At 72.2% G+C, this 16,051-nt stretch carries 17 protein-coding genes; 12 read left to right on the top strand and 5 right to left on the bottom strand.

The genetic code is table 11. The annotated features are described in order from the left end of the window. Positions 1-78: 78 nt before the first annotated feature. Together ABTY15_RS01165 and ABTY15_RS01160 are read right to left on the bottom strand one after the other, a co-directional pair. Positions 79-321 carry a chaplin gene (locus ABTY15_RS01165; protein WP_350574241.1) on the bottom strand — a complete coding sequence of 81 codons (243 nt, stop codon included), beginning with the start codon at positions 319-321 and terminating at the stop codon, positions 79-81. 235 nt (positions 322-556) lie between these two features. After that, a complete protein-coding gene (locus ABTY15_RS01160) occupies positions 557-808 on the bottom strand; it encodes a chaplin (RefSeq protein ID WP_350574239.1) in 252 nt (83 codons plus the stop codon). A gap of 227 nt (positions 809-1,035) precedes the next feature. Here ABTY15_RS01160 and ABTY15_RS01155 point away from each other — a divergent pair, with 227 nt between their 5' ends. After that, positions 1,036-1,275, top strand: a complete 240-nt coding sequence (locus ABTY15_RS01155; RefSeq protein WP_097237396.1) for a chaplin — start codon at positions 1,036-1,038, stop codon at positions 1,273-1,275. A gap of 286 nt (positions 1,276-1,561) precedes the next feature. After that, complete coding sequence (locus ABTY15_RS01150; protein ID WP_350574236.1) at positions 1,562-3,238, top strand: RICIN domain-containing protein; 1,677 nt, start codon at positions 1,562-1,564, stop codon at positions 3,236-3,238. Between the two features lie 15 nt (positions 3,239-3,253). Here ABTY15_RS01150 and ABTY15_RS01145 read toward each other — a convergent pair whose 3' ends face one another. Continuing rightward, positions 3,254-3,841 carry a DUF4291 domain-containing protein gene (locus ABTY15_RS01145; protein ID WP_350574234.1) on the bottom strand — a complete coding sequence of 196 codons (588 nt, stop codon included), beginning with the start codon at positions 3,839-3,841 and terminating at the stop codon, positions 3,254-3,256. 154 nt (positions 3,842-3,995) lie between these two features. Here ABTY15_RS01145 and ABTY15_RS01140 point away from each other — a divergent pair, with 154 nt between their 5' ends. Together ABTY15_RS01140 and ABTY15_RS01135 are read left to right on the top strand one after the other, a co-directional pair. Beyond that, positions 3,996-5,276, top strand: a complete 1,281-nt coding sequence (locus ABTY15_RS01140; protein ID WP_350574232.1) for a glycosyltransferase family 39 protein — start codon at positions 3,996-3,998, stop codon at positions 5,274-5,276. A gap of 63 nt (positions 5,277-5,339) precedes the next feature. Next, a complete protein-coding gene (locus ABTY15_RS01135; RefSeq protein WP_350574230.1) occupies positions 5,340-5,828 on the top strand; it encodes a MarR family winged helix-turn-helix transcriptional regulator in 489 nt (162 codons plus the stop codon). A gap of 88 nt (positions 5,829-5,916) precedes the next feature. On the opposite strand, the gene ABTY15_RS01130 is transcribed toward ABTY15_RS01135, so the two are convergent. Continuing rightward, on the bottom strand, positions 5,917-6,399 hold the full coding sequence (locus ABTY15_RS01130) for a hypothetical protein (RefSeq protein WP_078881187.1): 483 nt from the start codon (positions 6,397-6,399) through the stop codon (positions 5,917-5,919). Between the two features lie 439 nt (positions 6,400-6,838). Between ABTY15_RS01130 and hemL the strand changes: the two genes are divergently transcribed. The 7 genes from hemL (at position 6,839) to ABTY15_RS01095 (ending at position 13,870) form a co-directional block, all read left to right on the top strand. Beyond that, positions 6,839-8,167 (top strand): glutamate-1-semialdehyde 2,1-aminomutase, encoded by a 1,329-nt coding sequence (hemL, locus tag ABTY15_RS01125; RefSeq protein ID WP_350574226.1) that lies wholly within the window; start codon positions 6,839-6,841, stop codon positions 8,165-8,167. Positions 8,168-8,230: 63 nt separating this feature from the next. Beyond that, positions 8,231-8,881 carry a histidine phosphatase family protein gene (locus tag ABTY15_RS01120; RefSeq protein ID WP_350574574.1) on the top strand — a complete coding sequence of 217 codons (651 nt, stop codon included), beginning with the start codon at positions 8,231-8,233 and terminating at the stop codon, positions 8,879-8,881. Positions 8,882-9,045: 164 nt separating this feature from the next. Further along, the gene (locus ABTY15_RS01115) at positions 9,046-9,663 is read left to right on the top strand and encodes a TlpA family protein disulfide reductase (RefSeq protein ID WP_350574224.1); all 618 of its coding nucleotides are present in this window, start codon (positions 9,046-9,048) and stop codon (positions 9,661-9,663) included. Continuing rightward, the gene (locus ABTY15_RS01110; protein WP_350574222.1) at positions 9,660-10,433 is read left to right on the top strand and encodes a cytochrome c biogenesis CcdA family protein; all 774 of its coding nucleotides are present in this window, start codon (positions 9,660-9,662) and stop codon (positions 10,431-10,433) included. The genes ABTY15_RS01115 and ABTY15_RS01110 overlap by 4 nt, the downstream gene beginning before the upstream one ends. 2 nt (positions 10,434-10,435) lie before the next feature. Beyond that, on the top strand, positions 10,436-12,211 hold the full coding sequence (gene resB / locus ABTY15_RS01105; RefSeq protein WP_350574220.1) for a cytochrome c biogenesis protein ResB: 1,776 nt from the start codon (positions 10,436-10,438) through the stop codon (positions 12,209-12,211). Between the two features lie 2 nt (positions 12,212-12,213). Then, entirely contained in the window at positions 12,214-13,344 is a 1,131-nt protein-coding gene (gene ccsB, locus ABTY15_RS01100) for a c-type cytochrome biogenesis protein CcsB (RefSeq protein ID WP_350574218.1), read from the top strand. Between the two features lie 121 nt (positions 13,345-13,465). Further along, on the top strand, positions 13,466-13,870 hold the full coding sequence (locus ABTY15_RS01095; RefSeq protein WP_350574214.1) for a hypothetical protein: 405 nt from the start codon (positions 13,466-13,468) through the stop codon (positions 13,868-13,870). A 9-nt stretch (positions 13,871-13,879) separates the two neighbouring features. Here ABTY15_RS01095 and ABTY15_RS01090 read toward each other — a convergent pair whose 3' ends face one another. Next, the gene (locus ABTY15_RS01090) at positions 13,880-14,983 is read right to left on the bottom strand and encodes a ScbA/BarX family gamma-butyrolactone biosynthesis protein (protein ID WP_350574212.1); all 1,104 of its coding nucleotides are present in this window, start codon (positions 14,981-14,983) and stop codon (positions 13,880-13,882) included. Positions 14,984-15,335: 352 nt separating this feature from the next. Between ABTY15_RS01090 and ABTY15_RS01085 the strand changes: the two genes are divergently transcribed. Further along, the gene (locus tag ABTY15_RS01085; RefSeq protein WP_350574210.1) at positions 15,336-15,965 is read left to right on the top strand and encodes a ScbR family autoregulator-binding transcription factor; all 630 of its coding nucleotides are present in this window, start codon (positions 15,336-15,338) and stop codon (positions 15,963-15,965) included. Positions 15,966-16,051: the final 86 nt, after the last annotated feature.

Below are 16,051 nucleotides of genomic sequence, written 5' to 3'. Positions count from 1 at the left end.
GAGCGTGCCGCGCCCCGGTCGTTCGGGGCGCGGCACGGACTCGGTGGGTCAGCTGTCGCCGGTGCGGCGACCGCCGGTTCAGCCGAGGTTGGCGCAGTGGTTGCCGAACGCCGGGTTCAGCAGGCCGATCACGTTGACGGTGTTGCCGCAGATGTTCAGCGGGATGTGCACCGGGACCTGGACCTGGTTGCCGGAGAGCACACCCGGGGAGCCGGCGGCCACGCCCTCGGCGCCGGAGCTGGCGAACGCGCCGCCGGCGGCACCGATGACCAGGCCGGTGGCGGCCAGGGAGAGCGCGGCGACCTTCTTGAGGTTACGCATGTTTCTTTCCTCCGATTTCTGCCCGACGGTGGGAAATGTCGGGAGCCGGGCGAGCACGAATACTCGTCCGATGGCTTCTGGGATTGCCGTGATGTGTCACTCCGACGGCGCACACCGGCGTGTTCCGCCCATGGCTCGGGCGTCGACGCAGCCGCCGCGTTTTTCCAGCGCCCCGCGAACGGCTCCCGCACGGCCGGGAACGGTTCGGGCAGAGGCGCGACCAGGGAATTCCCGGTCAGGCGTTGAGGCAGTGGTTGCCGAACGCCGGGTTCAGGAGGCCCACGACGTCGACCGAGTTGCCGCACACGTTCAGCGGGATGTGCACGGGGATCTGCACCGAGTTGCCCGAGCCCACCCCGGCCGAGCCGGCGGCGACGCCCTCGGCGGACGCGCCGTGCAGGTGGTGGGCGGACGCGACGCCGGCGCCGGCGGCGAGCAGGGCGGCGGTGGCCGCGGTGCCGATGGCGCCGTGGGCGAGCTTGCGCATGGGCGGTACTCGATTCGTGTTGGGGCCGGATGGATCGTGTTTCGCCAGGGAGAACGAGGCAGCGCGCGGGGGGAAACGGTCCGGTGCGGTGATCACCCGAATGCCGGTCACCGTTGGCGTTGGGCCACTTGGGTGACAGTGCGCGCACCGTCGCAACCGGTCCGGACGGGTCTCGTTCTAGATGTCGCACTCCCCGTGCATCTCTGTTGAACAGTCAGGAGGCTCGTATGAGCATCAAGAAGACCGCCGCCGTCGGCGCGGCCGTGGTGGGCATCGTGGCCGCCGGCGCCGGCACCGCGATGGCCAGCTCCGGCGCCGAGGGTGTCGCCGCGGGTTCCCCCGGTGTCATCTCGGGCAACCAGATCCAGATCCCGGTGCACATTCCGGTCAACCTGTGCGGCAACTCGGTCGACGTCGTCGGCCTGCTGAACCCGGCGTTCGGCAACCACTGCGTCAACGCGGGCTGATCCCGCGCCCGGTTCGGCCGGTGCGAGCCGCCGTTCCGCGCTTCCCTCCTGGGGCGCGGTGCGGCGGCTCGCTTTGCTGTGCCGGTTTCTGCGCCGGGTTTCTGCGCCGGTTTCCGTGCCGGTTTCCGTGCCGGCCGGAACCTGCCGGAAGGTCAACGTCCGCTTCTGTCACAGACGTTGTTGCGTTACTTGTCAGTACCTAATGTGAGACCTGCTCACCTTTTCTTGCTCAGCGCCGCTCGGCGCCCCCGGCCGGGCGGTCCCCACCCCCTGCAAGGAGTCGCGTGTGATCAGGTCCCGACTGTCCGCGGCGCGCCGGAGCCGGACGGCGGCCCGCCGTCCCCGGTACGGCGCGCTGCTCGCCACCGGAGCCCTCGTCGCCACCCTCGGCCTGGCCGGCGCCCCCGCCGCCCTCGCCGACCCCGCCCCGACCGACGGCGCCACCCGCCCGGCGGCGATCGTCGCCCTCGGCGACAGCGCCATCTCCGGGGAGGGCGCCGGCACCGACACCGGTGACGGCTACTTCCCGGAGACCGACAGCCCCACCAACTACTGCCACCGGCACCCCAAGTCGGAGATCTTCGTCACCGACATCCCCGGGGTCACCCCGATCGACCTCGCCTGCTCCGGCGCCCAGACCGGCGACCTGGTCAGCGACCCCGAGCTCGCCAAGGTCACCGGCGGGGGCAGCGGCGACTTCGGCGAACCCAAGCAGGACGTCAAACTCGCCGAGGTGGCCGGGAAGTACGACGTGAAGATGGTCGTCGTCACGATCGGCGCCAACGACGACTTCGACTTCAGCGGGATCATGATGCACTGCCTCGGGCAGTACTTCCCGATCCCCAAGAGCCAGGGCTGCCGGGACACCATCGGCAGCGACGAGATCCGCCAGCGCGCCAAGCGCGTCCAGCCCAAGGTGATCGCGGCGCTCCAGAACATCCGGCAGACCATGCGCAGGGCGGGCTACCAGGACTCCTCGTACCAGCTGGTCTACCAGTCGTACTTCAATCCGATCACCCCGGACATCCGGCGCAACGACTACCTCGGCAAGATCGCCGACGGCTGCCCGGCCTTCCCCGAGGACCTCGCCTGGGGCCACAACTGGGTGGTGCCGACCTTCAGCGACGCCCTGCGCGGCGCGGCCGAGCAGGTGCCCGGCGTCCGCTACCTCGACCAGCGGCGGGTCGCCTTCGGGCACGAGGTCTGCGCGGAGTGGACCAGCTCCCCGTACGAGTACTCCAACGGGGACGTCATCAACCTCTCCGAGTGGGCGCGCAACGGCTGCGACTCGCAGATCGGCATCCCCGGGCTGTGCATGAACATGGTCCGCCAGTCGTACCACCTGCGGGTGGCCGGCTACCGCGGTGAGGGCGTCTGCCTCGGCCAGTTCTACGGCCGGCCCGAGCTGTCCCAGGCCTACTGCAGCCTCAACCAGCAGAACACCACCTCGATCCAGCCGCTCACCCCCGGCCAGCCCTTCGGCGACCAGCCCGAGGACGGCGCCTGGTACCAGCTCACCAACGCGGGCACCGGCAACCCGCTCGACCTCACCGGCGGCGGCAGCTACGGCGACTCCACCAACGGCCGGGCCGCCATCACCTATCCGGTCACCGGCGGGCTCAACCAGTCCTTCGTCCTGGAGGCCAAGGCCGGCGGCTCCTACGAGCTCGACTTCAGCGGCAACCGGGACATGTGCCTGGACGCCAACGCCGCCTCCACCGCCCCCGGCACCCGCATCCAGCAGTGGGGCTGCAACGGCGGCGGCAACCAGCACTGGGTCTTCAAGCCGGCCGGCAACGGCCGCTACAAGCTGGCCGACTCCCAGGACCAGTCCAGGGTGATCACCGCGAGCACCACCCTCGACGCCAAGGGCAACCCCTACGTCGAACTCGCCACCGACACCGGAGCCCCCAACCAACTCTGGCAGCTCACCAAACTCGGCATCGTCTACCTCCACAACTGACCCCCCACCCACCCCTCACCCCGTCGCCGCCCCCACCCGGGCGGCGACGGAGTCGCTCACGGGGTACGGCGTCTCCACCGGCAGCAGCGAGGCGTCCCGGGTCACCCGCACCCGCTCGGCCAGCTCCGTGACGTCGGTGATCCGCCGGATCCACTCGTCCGCGTACCGCCGCACCGCCTCGCCGCGCAGCCCGACCTGGATCGCCCGCCAGGCCAGCGGCTCCAGCCGCGGCCCGCGCTCCGGATCCCACTGCACCCGCACCGGGCTCTGCCGCAGCTCCCGCTTCCAGGCCGCCTGCGAGTCGTGGAAGCGGCCGCTGTACGCGCTCAGCACGGCCTGTTCGAGCGCCCAGTCGAAGCCCTCCCGGCTGATCTCCAGGGCCAGCACCCGCTCCTGGCCGGCGCTGCGCCCCCAGTCGCTGCGGTGCATCATCCAGAGGAACGAGGGCTTGATCCAGGTCATCCGGTCCCGCTTGAACGCCGCCGGGAACCGCCCGTCGGCGGCGGCCGGCCCGGCGATCCCGGGCGGGAAGGCCTGGTAGACGGTGATGGTGTCTTCGGTGTGGCGGGCCCGGATCTGGCGCTGGGGAGGCGTGCTCGTCATGGCGGCATGGTCCGGCCCGCGGGCGCGGCGACGCCACCGGATTTCCTACCGGCGCCTGGCGGTGGTGCCCGCAGGGGCGTGCCGTAGGCTCTCGGGAAACTTGCTGCGCCGTAGCCGCGCGGACCACGAGCGGGGCGGGGAGTACCCAGAGCAGATGAGCACGGCATCGAGCACCGAGTCGTCCAGCACCGAGCCGGGTGCGTCCGCGGCGTCGCGGGCGGAGTCGCCCGGGGAGGGGGCCGGGCGGGTGCCCGGGCGGTTCGGCGCCCTGGTGGACCGGTTCGGGCCCGCGCTGGGCGCGTACACGGTGGTCAAGGCCACCGGCCTGACCGTCTTCCTGATGCTGCTGTCGCACACCGGGGACTACCTGAAGAAGAACCCGGGCCGCGGCGGCGGCGCCCAGCCGTGGGACGTGCTCGGCACCTGGGACGGCATCTGGTACCAGCGGATCGCCGAGAACGGGTACAACCCGGAGCTGATCCCGCTGCACGGCTGGCCGCTGGCCAGCTACTACGAGAACTCGGCCGCCTTCTTCCCGCTCTACCCGTGGCTGATGCGGCTGGTCGGGGCGGTCACCGGGCTGGGCCCGTACGGCTCCGGCATCGTGGTCTCGGTGGTCGCCTCGCTGGTGGCTGCGGCGGGCATCTTCGCGGTCGCCGAGCGGCTGGGCGGGTTCCGGGCCGGGGTGATTGCCGCGGTGATCTGGGGCCTGTTCCCGGGCTCGGGGGTCGAGTGGGCGGTCTACTCGGACTCGCTGTTCGTCGCCCTGTCCGCCTGGGCCTGCTACTGCGTGATGACCCGCCGCTGGCTGACCGCGGGCCTGCTGGCCCTGGTGGCCGGGCTGAACCGGCCGACCGCGGCCGCGCTGATCGCGGCGGTGTCGATAGCGGCGCTGGTCGCGCTGATCCGGCGGACCGACGGCGTGGCGCGCCCGCTGACCGCGATGCTGATCACCCCGTGGGGCCTGGTCTGGTACGTCACCTGGGTCGGCTACCGGATGGGCGACTGGGGCGGCTACTTCAAGCTCCAGCGCGGCGCCTGGAACCGCTACTTCGACGGCGGCGCCTCGACCATCCGCACGATCATGGACGTGATCACGGGGCACTGGGACTTCTGGCAGTCCAACCCCGTCCCGGACCTGATCGCGATCGCCCTGCTGATGGTCCTGCCCGGCCTGCTGGTGCTGCTGTGGCGCACCCGGCCGCCGCTGGTCCTGTGGGCCTACACGCTCGCCACCGTCTTCCTCTCGCTGAGCAGCAACCAGATCTTCGGCAACATCTCGCGCTACCTGCTGCCGGCCTTCCCGCTGTTCATCGGCCTGGCGGTGGCGCTGCGCCGGGTGCGGACCTCCACGCTGATCGGGCTGTTCGCGATGCCGGCGGTCGCGGCGGGATGGTACGCCGGCTATGCGCTGTTCGAGTTGGGTATTCCGTAGACCCGGCGGTGGTTGGCTACGGGATCATCCGCCAGCAGACGGGCCGTTGCTAATCTCGGACGTATGACGACGACCCCGCCCGTGCGGCAGATCCGCGACATCTCCGGCCTGCTGGACCATGCCAGCCATGTGCTGGCGACCAGGATGGCGGCGGCCTTCGCGGAGCTCGGGATCACGCCCCGCGCGTACTCCGTGCTGTTCCACGCGCAGGAGGCGGAGCGCACCCAGATCCAGCTGGCCGAGCTGGCGGACCTGGACAAGACCACCATGGTGGTCACTGTCGACGAGCTGGAGAAGACGGGCCTGGCCGAGCGCCGCCCGTCGGCGACCGACCGCCGGGCCCGGATCATCTCGGTCACCGAGGCCGGGGAGCGGGCCGTCGAGCGGGGCACCGCGATCGCCGACCGGGTGCACCGGGAGCTGCTGGACACGCTGCCGGAGCCCGAGCGGGAGGTGTTCGTGTCGGCGCTGACCCGCCTGGTGGACGGGCACCTGGCGGAGCCGGTGGAGGGCGAGCGGACGGTCCGCCGGGCCCGCCGCGCCCGGGGCTGAACCGAGCCCGGGGACTCCCGCACGGAGCCGACGCGCCGTCAAGTGCCCCCGCCCCGACCGGTGTTCGATGGTCGGGGCGAAGGTCGGACTACGGCCAGACCAGGCAGTACAGCTGGTGCCCGGCCTCGTGCAGCCGGTTGGCGAAGTCCTGCCACTCGTGCAGCATGCTGTAGATCACGAAGGCGTCGCGCGGCCCGCGGCGGTCCGGGACGGTGGACCAGATGAAGGCGGCGGCGCCGAGCTCGGTCTCGTCCGCCTTGCGGAGCGGTTCGACGACGTTGTGCGGCAGCTGGACGACGGCGTAGTCGGGGTGCAGCACGACGAGCTCCAGCGGCGGCACCTGGTGCAGCGGGACGCCCTGGATGCCGGTGAGGACCATGGCGCTCATGGTCTCCGGCTTGATCTTGGTGGAGAGGTGCCCGTTCGGGGAGCCGCTGGTCTCCATCAGGTCGCCGAGCCGCCCGAGCGAGCCGAGCTCGCCGGCGTCCAGGCCGAGCCCGCCGGGGCCGAGCGCGGTGGGGACTCTGGCGGCGGTCGCGCGGTCCGGTGCGCCGAAGTACTTGTACGTCACCCCCACGCGTCCCTCACCCCGCCTCTCGCCGCCGCGACGACCACGACCCGTACCCGCTCCCGTACCCCCGCGTGCGGCCTCGGCGGGCCGGCGGGATCCCCCCGCCGTCTCGTCGTAGCCGTCCTGCGCCTCGGACACTCGGACCATCCTCACCGGAATTCGCCGGAATCGACAGACCCCCGCACGCCCGGCGTCCCTCCGGACGTGCTCCTTACCCGTCATGCGCCGCCGTACCCACTCTCGGTACGCGGCAGTCCTCTCCACACCCCTGCACACAACCGGAGCGCCTGCGCACTCAGAGTGCACAGTCTGACTGGTCCGTCCTCGGGAGCAGTCAGCGGCCCCGCCTGTACGGACAACCGTACAGACATCGGTGCCCGGATCATCGTTCCAGATGATCGGGTCCGACATGCAGATGGCAAGGACACGATTTGAGACCATGTCTCACGTGAGCTACCCCTACGAAGCCCCCCAGTCCCAGTCGCTCTTCGACCGCGCCTCCGTGGTCACGCCCGGCGGCGTCAACTCCCCGGTGCGCGCCTTCCGCGCGGTCGGCGGCACGCCGCGCTTCATGGTGTCCGGCACCGGTCCCTACCTCACCGACGCCGACGGCCGCGAGTACGTCGACCTGGTGTGCTCGTGGGGTCCGATGATCCTCGGCCACGCGCACCCCGCGGTGCTCGACGCTGTCCAGCAGGCGGTCACCCGCGGCACCTCCTTCGGCACGCCCGGCCAGGGCGAGGTCGAGCTGGCCGAGGAGATCGTCGGCCGGGTCGCGCCGGTCGAGCAGGTCCGCCTGGTGTCCTCGGGCACCGAGGCGACCATGTCGGCGATCCGGCTGGCCCGCGGCTTCACCGGCCGCGCGAAGGTCGTGAAGTTCGCCGGGTGTTACCACGGTCACGTGGACGCGCTGCTGGCCGCCGCCGGTTCCGGGGTGGCCACTTTCGGTCTGCCGGACACCCCGGGCGTCACCGGTGCCCAGGCCGGCGACACCATCGTGCTGCCGTACAACGACCTGGCCGCCGTCGAGCAGGCCTTCGCCGCCCACCCGGGCGAGATCGCCTGCGTCATCACCGAGGCCTCGCCCGGCAACATGGGCGTCGTCCCGCCGCTGCCCGGCTTCAACGCCGGCCTGGCCCGGCTCTGCCGGGAGGACGGCGCGCTGTTCATCTCGGACGAGGTGATGACCGGCTTCCGCGTCTCCAAGGCCGGCTGGTACGGCCTGGAGGCCGCCCACGAGGGCTGGGCCCCGGACCTGCTGACCTTCGGCAAGGTCATGGGCGGCGGCTTCCCCGCGGCGGCCTTCGGCGGCCGCGCCGACGTGATGGCCCACCTGGCCCCGGCCGGCCCGGTCTACCAGGCGGGCACCCTCTCCGGGAACCCGATCGCCACCGCGGCCGGCCTCGCCCAGCTGCGCGGCTGCACCGACGAGGTGTACGCGACCGTGGACCGGGTCGCCGCCGAGGTCTCCACCCTGGTGTCGGAGGCGCTCGCCAAGGAGGGCGTGGCGCACCGCCTGCAGACCGCCGGGAACATGTTCTCGGTGTTCTTCACCGAGGCCGTCGTCACCAACTACGACGAGGCGAAGACCCAGGAGGCGTACCGTTTCAACGCCTTCTTCCACGCGATGCTCGCCGAGGGCGTCTACCTGCCGCCGTCCGCCTTCGAGTCCTGGTTCGTCTCGGCGGCCCACGACGAGCGGGCGATCGAGCGGATCGCCGCCGCCCTGCCGGCCGCCGCGCGGGCTGCCGCCGCGGCCACGGCCTAGTCGACCCCAGAGCCCCAGGAGTACTGAGAAGTGACCGGCAAAGAGATCACCGTCGTCCACGTGATGCGCCACGGTGAGGTGCACAACCCGGAGGGCGTCCTGTACGGCCGCCTCCCGGGCTACCGACTGTCCGAGCTGGGCCGGCAGATGGCCGACCGGGTCGCCGAGGACCTGGCCGACCGGGACATCACCCACGTGGTGGCGTCCCCGCTGGAGCGGGCGCAGGAGACCGCCGAGCCGATCGCCAAGGCGCACGGCCTGGACGTCGCGGTGGACGAGCGGCTGATCGAGGCGGAGAACGTCTTCGAGGGGAAGACCTTCGGCGTCGGTGACGGCTCGCTGCGGAACCCGGGCTACTGGAAGTACCTCACCAACCCGTTCAAGCCGTCCTGGGGCGAGCCCTACCTGGACCAGGTGGTGCGGATGATGGGCGCGCTCGGCGCCGCCCGGGACGCCGCGCGCGGGCACGAGGCGGTCTGCGTCAGCCACCAGCTGCCGATCTGGATCGTCCGCTCCTTCGTGGAGCGCCGCCGGCTCTGGCACGACCCGCGCAACCGGCAGTGCTCGCTGGCCTCGCTGACCAGCTTCACCTTCGAGGGCGACAAGATCGTCTCGGTCGGCTACCGCGAGCCGGCCCGCGACCTGCTGCCGGCCCACCTGGTCGGCAAGGGCCGCAAGGGCGACAAGCCGGTGGGCAAGAGCTTCGGGGCCTGACCCGCCGGAAGCGTACGCGCACGGGCGGTAAGCGGTGCGTAAGTATGGGTTCGGACCACCCGGCGGGCGCCGGGTGGTCCGGTCCAACCGCAGGTCAGCGGGGGTGTGACGCGCAAGGGCGGACCCCGCCGAACCCACCCGGGGAGCCATGCGAAACTTTTCACATGTCTGCCATGGCGCGCCCCCGTCCCCGTGTCGCCGCAGCCGCCGCCGCCACTGCCGCCGCCGCTGCGCTCGCCCTCACCGGCTGCTCCTCCTCGGGCTCGTCCGGCAGCGGGGAGAGCCAGCTGGGCTTCGTCACCGTCAAGGGCACCAACGTCTCGAAGGCCGACCCCGGCCACCGCCAGGACGCCCCGGACATCTCCGGCGAGACGCTGGACGGCGCGCAGGTGAAGCTCTCGGACTACCGGGGCAAGGTCGTGGTGCTGAACGTGTGGGGCTCCTGGTGCGGGCCGTGCCGGGGCGAGGCGGACGACCTCCAGCGGGTGTCGGAGAAGTACAAGGACCAGGGCGTCCAGTTCCTCGGCATCAACACCCGGGACACCGAGAAGACCAACGCCGTCCGGTTCGAGCAGGAGAAGGGCGTCACCTACCCCAGCATCTTCGACCCGGCCGGCACCCAGCTGCTCAAGTTCCCCAAGGGCAGCCTCAACCCGCAGTCCATCCCGACCACCCTGATCGTCGACCGGGACGGCCGGCTCGCCGCCCGCGCCGTCGGCGGCACCGTGGAGGACGCGCTGGAGTCGATCCTCCAGCCGGTGGTCGCGGAGCCGAAGCAGTGAGCGCTGCGCTCCAACTCGCTGACAACACCATCACCCTGCAGAGCGGCGCGCTGCTGCTGGCCGCGCCGATCGCGCTGCTGGCCGGTCTGGTCTCCTTCTTCTCGCCCTGCGTGCTTCCGCTGGTCCCCGGCTACCTGTCGTACGTCACCGGCTTCTCCGCCGCCGACCTCGCGGACGCGCGCGGGGCCAAGCGCGGGCGGATGCTGCTCGGGACGGTGCTGTTCGTCCTGGGGTTCACCGCCGTCTTCGTCTCCGGCGGCGCCCTGTTCGGCCAGTTCGGCGAAACCCTCAAGGAGCACCAGCGGGTCATCAACATCGTGCTCGGCGGCGTGACGATCGTCATGGGCCTCGCGTTCATGGGCCTGGTCCCCGGTCTGAGCATGCGCGAGGTGCGGACCCACCGCCGCCCGGCGGTCGGTCTGCTCGGCGCGCCGATGCTCGGTGTGGTCTTCGGCGTCGGCTGGACACCCTGCATGGGGCCGACGCTGGCCACCGTGCAGAACCTGGCGCTCAACCAGGCCGACGCCCAGCGTGGCGCGCTGCTGACCACCTTCTACTGCCTGGGCCTGGGCGTACCGTTCATCGTGGCCGCGCTGGCCTTCCGCCGGGCCCTGGGCGCCTTCGGGTGGGTCAAGCGGCACTACCCGCTCGTCATGCGGATCGGCGGCGGCATGCTCGTCGTGGTCGGCCTGCTGCTCGTCACCGGCGCCTGGGACTCGATGGTGAGCCAGCTGCAGAACTGGGCCCAGACCTTCCAGATCGGAATCTGACCGTGAGCAACACCACGACCGAGACCGAGCTGCCCCCGGCGCCCGGTGACGCCGACGCCGCCGCCGAGCGGCTCAGCACCGCGCCGGTCGAGTCCGAGGGCCCCGTCGGCATCGGGACGTTCGGCTGGGCGCGCTGGATGTGGCGCCAGCTGACCTCGATGCGGGTCGCGCTGATCCTGCTCTTCCTGCTGTCGCTGGCCGCCATCCCGGGCTCGTTGATCCCGCAGTACCAGAACGGCCAGGGGCAGCTGAAGGTCGAGGCGTGGAAGGCGCAGCACGCCACGGTCGCGCCGGTCTACGAGAAGCTCCAGCTGTTCGACGTCTACAGCTCGGTCTGGTTCTCCGCGATCTACATCCTGCTGTTCGTCTCGCTGGCCGGCTGCATCGTGCCGCGCACCTGGCAGTTCGTCGGCGTGCTGCGGGCCCAGCCGCCGGCCGCGCCGCGCAACCTGACCCGGATGCCGGTGTACGCGGCCTGGCGCACCGAGGCGGACGCCGAGACGGTGAACGCCGCCGCCCACCGGCTGCTGCGCCGGCGCCGGTTCCGCGCCCACCTGTCCGGCGGCGCGGTGGCCGCCGAGAAGGGGTACCTGCGCGAGGTCGGCAACCTGCTGTTCCACCTGTCGCTGTTCGCGCTGCTCGGCGGCTTCGCCTGGGCCAGCCTGGCCAGCGGCAGCGCCGGCAAGCTGATGGTCGAGGGCGAGGGCTTCTCCAACACCATCACCCAGCTCGACGACTTCAACGGCACGCGGTTCTACGGCAGCGAGAACCTCGACCCGTTCTACCTGAAGCTGACCAACTTCACCGCGAAGTTCCAGGCCAGCGGCTCGCAGATCGGCGCCGCCCGGCAGTTCACCGCGAACGTCGAGTACTCCTCCGGCAGCGACACCTCGCAGCTGAAGAAGGGCACGATCGAGGTCAACCACCCGCTGGAGATCGGCGACAGCAAGGTCTTCCTGATCGGCCACGGCTTCGCCCCGCTGATCACCGTCCGCAACGCCAAGGGTGAGGTCGTCTACAAGGGCGCGACGCCGTTCCTGCCGCAGGACGGCAACCAGACCTCCACCGGTGTGGTGAAGGTCTCCGACTACGGCGACAAGGACGGCCAGAAGACCCAGCTGGGCTTCTCGGGCTTCTTCCTGCCGACGGCGCCGGTGAGCTTCGAGGGCACCGGCCCGATCTCGCTGTTCCCGGACGACGCCGCCCCCGCGCTGGTGCTGAACGCCTACGCGGGCGACCTGGGCACCGACTCCGGTCTGCCGCAGAACATCTACCAGCTCAACATGCGGAAGATGACCCAGCTGGTCCAGGACGGTCAGCCCGCCAAGGCGCGGCTCGCCCCCGGCCAGACCTGGGAGCTGCCGGACGGCTACGGCACCCTCACCTTCGACGGCTACAAGCGCTGGGCCAGCTTCGACGTCTCGCACCGCCCGGGCAACGAGATCGCCCTGACCGGCGCCGTGCTGGCGATCCTCGGCCTGATCGGCTCGCTGTTCGTGCAGCGGCGCCGGATCTGGGTGCGGGCGGTCGCCCTGCCGGGCGGCGGCACCCAGGTCGAGCTGGCCGGGCTGGCCCGTAGCGAGTCGGCGAAGATCGCCGAGGAGCTGGCCGAACTCGCGGTGGACCTCCAGGACGACGCCCCGGCGGCGGACGACGAGGAGCCCGCCGGCGACGGCCCCGCCGAGGGCCCGGCGGAACCCGCGGAACCCGCGGAACCCGAAGACTCCGAAGTACCCGCGGACCCCACAGTCCCTGCCGACCAGAACGCCAAGGAGTAGCGGTGCATCTCGCCTCGGGGGTCGACCCACAGCTGGCCGACCTCTCCAACAAGCTGATCTATTCGGCGATGGTGGTCTACACGATCGCCATGTTCGCCCACATGATCGAGTGGACCTTCGGCAGCAAGGGCGCCGTCGCCGTCCGTTCGCAGCAGCAGTCGGGCAGCCTGGCCGAGACCGTCGCCGCGGTGGAGGCCAAGGCCGCCAAGAAGGTCACCGTCACCGTGGCGGGGGCGGGCGGCAGCACCACCACGCTGACCCGCACCGCCGTCGCGGGCGAGGGCGCGACGGTGGTCACCAGCGGGCGCGGCGCCGAGGAGGAGGACGGCCCGGGCGCGGCCGGCACCAGCGAGCGGGCCGACCTGGCCGGCCGGATCGCGGTCTCGCTGACCGTCCTCGGGGCCCTGCTGCACGCCGGCGGCATCGTCACCCGCGGCCTGTCGGTCTCCCGCTGGCCGTGGGGCAACATGTACGAGTTCTCCTGCGCCTTCGCCTTCGCCATGACGGCGGCGTACCTGGGGCTGCTGGCCGCGCGGAAGAACGTCCGCTGGCTGGGCCTGCCGGTGGTCCTCGCCGGGCTGCTGACCCTCGGCATCGCCACCACCGTGCTGTACACCGACTCCGACCAGCTCGTCCCGGCGCTGCACTCGCCCTGGCTGGCGATCCACGTCTCCACCGCGATCTTCTGCGGCGGCGCCTTCTACGCGGCGTTCATCGCCACGCTGCTCTACCTCGGCAAGGACGCCTTCGACAAGCGGATCGCGGCCGGTCTGACCACCGGCCCGCTGGGCACCTCGGCCTCGATCTGGCGCCGGCTGCCCGCCGCGTCCACCTTCGACAAGCTGTCCTACCGGATCAACGCCCTGGTCTTCCCGCTCTGGACCTTCACCATCATCGCGGGCGCGGTCTGGGCCGAGGCGGCCTGGGGCAAGTACTGGGAGTGGGACCCGAAGGAGACCTGGTCGTTCATCACCTGGGTCGCCTACGCCTGCTACCTGCACGCCCGGGCGACGGCCGGCTGGAAGGGCCGCAAGGCGGCCTACCTGGCGCTGGCGGCCTTCGCCTGCTGGCTCTTCAACTACTACGGGGTGAACATCTTCGTCACCGGCAAGCACTCCTACGCGGGGATCTGACCGGGGGCACGCACCCTACGGCCCGGTTCTCCGTCGCAGGAAGCCGGGCCGAGGTGTGACAGGGGTAGTTCGTGCCGGCCGTCGGTGCCGGTACGGGGAGGAACGAGGAGGAAATCGCGCAATGGAGTGCGACGAGGTCATGCTGACCGTCCGAATCACCGCCGCCGAGCGCGCGCTGCTGCGCCGGCTCGCCCAGGGGCACCGGAGCGACGTGTCCGAGGTGGTGGCCGACGGCCTGCTGGACATCATCCCCACGCTCAGTGCGCCGGGGGACGCCTGGCGGCTGCTGGGCGCCCTGGCGACGCCCGCGCCGTGTGCGCTGACGGTCTGGCTGCCGACCCCGCTGGCCGACCTGCTGGTGCCGGGGGCGGCGCGGATCGCCCAGGTCACCGAGGTCAGGATCGAGTCGGCCAGTGCGGCGCTGGGCGCGGCGCTACGGCTCTGGCTGGCCCAGGACCCGGTGCGGCTGGCCGCCAACCTGAGCGTGATGCACGCCGGTCGGCCGTCGGCGCTGGTGGCCGCCTAGGGGTCGAAGTCAGCTGGCCAGCGGCAGGCCGGTGTTGCCGTGGTCGGGGGTGGCGGGGCGGCCGGTCTGGGCGTCCCGCCGGGCGGGGGTGCCGCCGAGGGGGGTGTCCAGCGGGCCGTCGACCGGGCCGTCGAGCGGGCTGCCGAGCGGTTCGGTGACCAGCCGGCAGTCGGCCGCCGTCAGGCCGTCCTGGATCAGCAGCACCCGGACCGGCACCCGCCGGCCGTCCGGTTGCCGGCCGTGCGGCACGGGCTCGCGGACCGCCCGGACCAGGCAGGGGCGGTCCAGCTCGATGTAGCGCTCGAAGGAGGTCACCAGCTCGACCGGCAGCACCGGTTCGGGGTGCCGCAGCCGCTGCGCGGCCTGCCGGGCGGCCTCCAGCACCAGCATCCCGGGGACGTGGTCCAGCGCGTGGTCGAACAGCACCGGGTGCCCGGCGTCGGTGCGCAGCAGCCAGCTGTCCGGGCGCAGGGTCGGGCTGAGCACCACGTCGGTCGGCTCGGCCCGGCCGACCAGTTCGGGCGCGGCGGGCGTCGGCGGGTGGAGCGGGGTGGCGTACCGCGGCCCGGGGCCGCGCAGCCGGGCGTACGAGGCGGGGGTGATCACCCGCAGCTGGCCGGAGCCGTGGCCGATGGTGCGGCCGTCCCGGCTCATCTCCACGTGCACCCGCAGCGAGACCAGGCGACCGTGCCGCATCCGGACGTCCTCGCAGCCGACGTCCAGCATCAGCGAGGCGGGCTCGGTGGTGACGGCCAGGCCGCGCAGCCCGTCCGGGCCGAGCGCGTAACCGAGGTCGTCCATCACGAAGTGGTGGCCGTGCGGCACCCCGAAGCCGGCGTGGCCGATCAGCAGCCCGGCCTGCCGGACGGTCTCGGCCATCAGCACCGGGTCGTGGTAGCGGTCCCCGGGCACCCGGTAGAAGCCGTGCAGCCGGGGCCACTGGGCGCCGAGCAGGAAGTCGTACGGTCCGGTGGCCTGCCAGCCGGTGAGGAACACCTCGGACACCGAGGCGCGGTGCACCAGGTGCCGGGAGACGGTCCGCTCGTGGAAGTCGTAGCCGGGGCCGGGGTGGGCGTACGGTCCCCGGCCGTCCGGCTCTACGATCAATGGCATGACGGGCCCCACTCCAGGGTGTCGGTCGAGCGGCCGGTACGGACGCCTGTAGGCAAAACATACAGACCACCCGGTTTCTCTTCTGCGTGTGGGGTGGCTCCTGCCGCGCAGCCCGGCGCGACCACGCTACCCGGCCCCTGGACTGCGAGAATGTCCGATCGAGGGCAGGCCAGACCTTGGGCGGGGGGCGGTCCCCGCTGGACGGCGGGGTTGGCCCAGGCGGTAGATTAGATACCAACCATGCGGTTTCGGTCGAGGCCGTCCGCGTGCGAGGCGTCGTACCCCACAAGACGACGCGCTGACAGCAGCCGGGCGGGCGGGGATCGCGCCCGGCCGAGTCCGGAGGGGCCCAGTGGTCAAGCAGGAACGCGCGGGGCGGACCAGGCAGGCCGTGCTGCTCGCCGCGGCGGACACGTTCGCGAACGCGGGCTTCGAGGCCGCCAGTCTGGTCGACATCAGCCGTCGCGCGGGCGTCAGCAAGGGCGCCCTGTACTTCCACTTCGTGTCCAAGCAGGCTCTCGCCGACGGCGTCCGGGCCGCCGCGGGCCGGGAGATCGGCTCGGCCGCGCTGCGTGCCCTGCGCGCCGACGGGCCGGCCCTCCAGGGGCTGATCGACTTCTCGCACGAGCTCGCCCGGCTGCTGCGCGAGGACGTGGTGGTCCGGGCCGGGGTCCGGCTCGGCGGGGCCGGTCAGGCGCTCCCGGGCGTGGGCCTCCAGTGCGCCGTCGCCCCGGACGCCACCTGGCGCAGCCTCGCCGCCGTCGTCCACCGGCTGCTCGACCGGGCCGCCGGCTCCGGCGAGCTGCGCCCGGGGCTGGACCTGCGGGCCGCCGCCGAACTGCTCACCGCGGTGGCCGCCGGCCAGGTGCTGCTCGCCGCCGAGGACGCCGATCGGCCGCGGCCGGAGACCGTCCGCCGGCTCTGGGCGGCCGCACTGCCGGCCCTGGTGGCGGCGGAGCGCCGGGCGGCCTACCGGGTCTGACCGGCCGTCGTCGGGTGCTTACGCCCGCCGCCACGGGCCGGCGGTCCGTCAGGACGGCTGCGGAGAGGCCGGAGTGGGCGAGCCGG

Origin of the sequence: Kitasatospora sp. NPDC097643 (assembly GCF_040302625.1) — a bacterium.
GTDB lineage: Bacteria > Actinomycetota > Actinomycetes > Streptomycetales > Streptomycetaceae > Kitasatospora.
The sequence above is the reverse complement of the archived record's forward strand: the minus strand, read 5'-3'. Positions and strand labels throughout refer to the sequence as shown.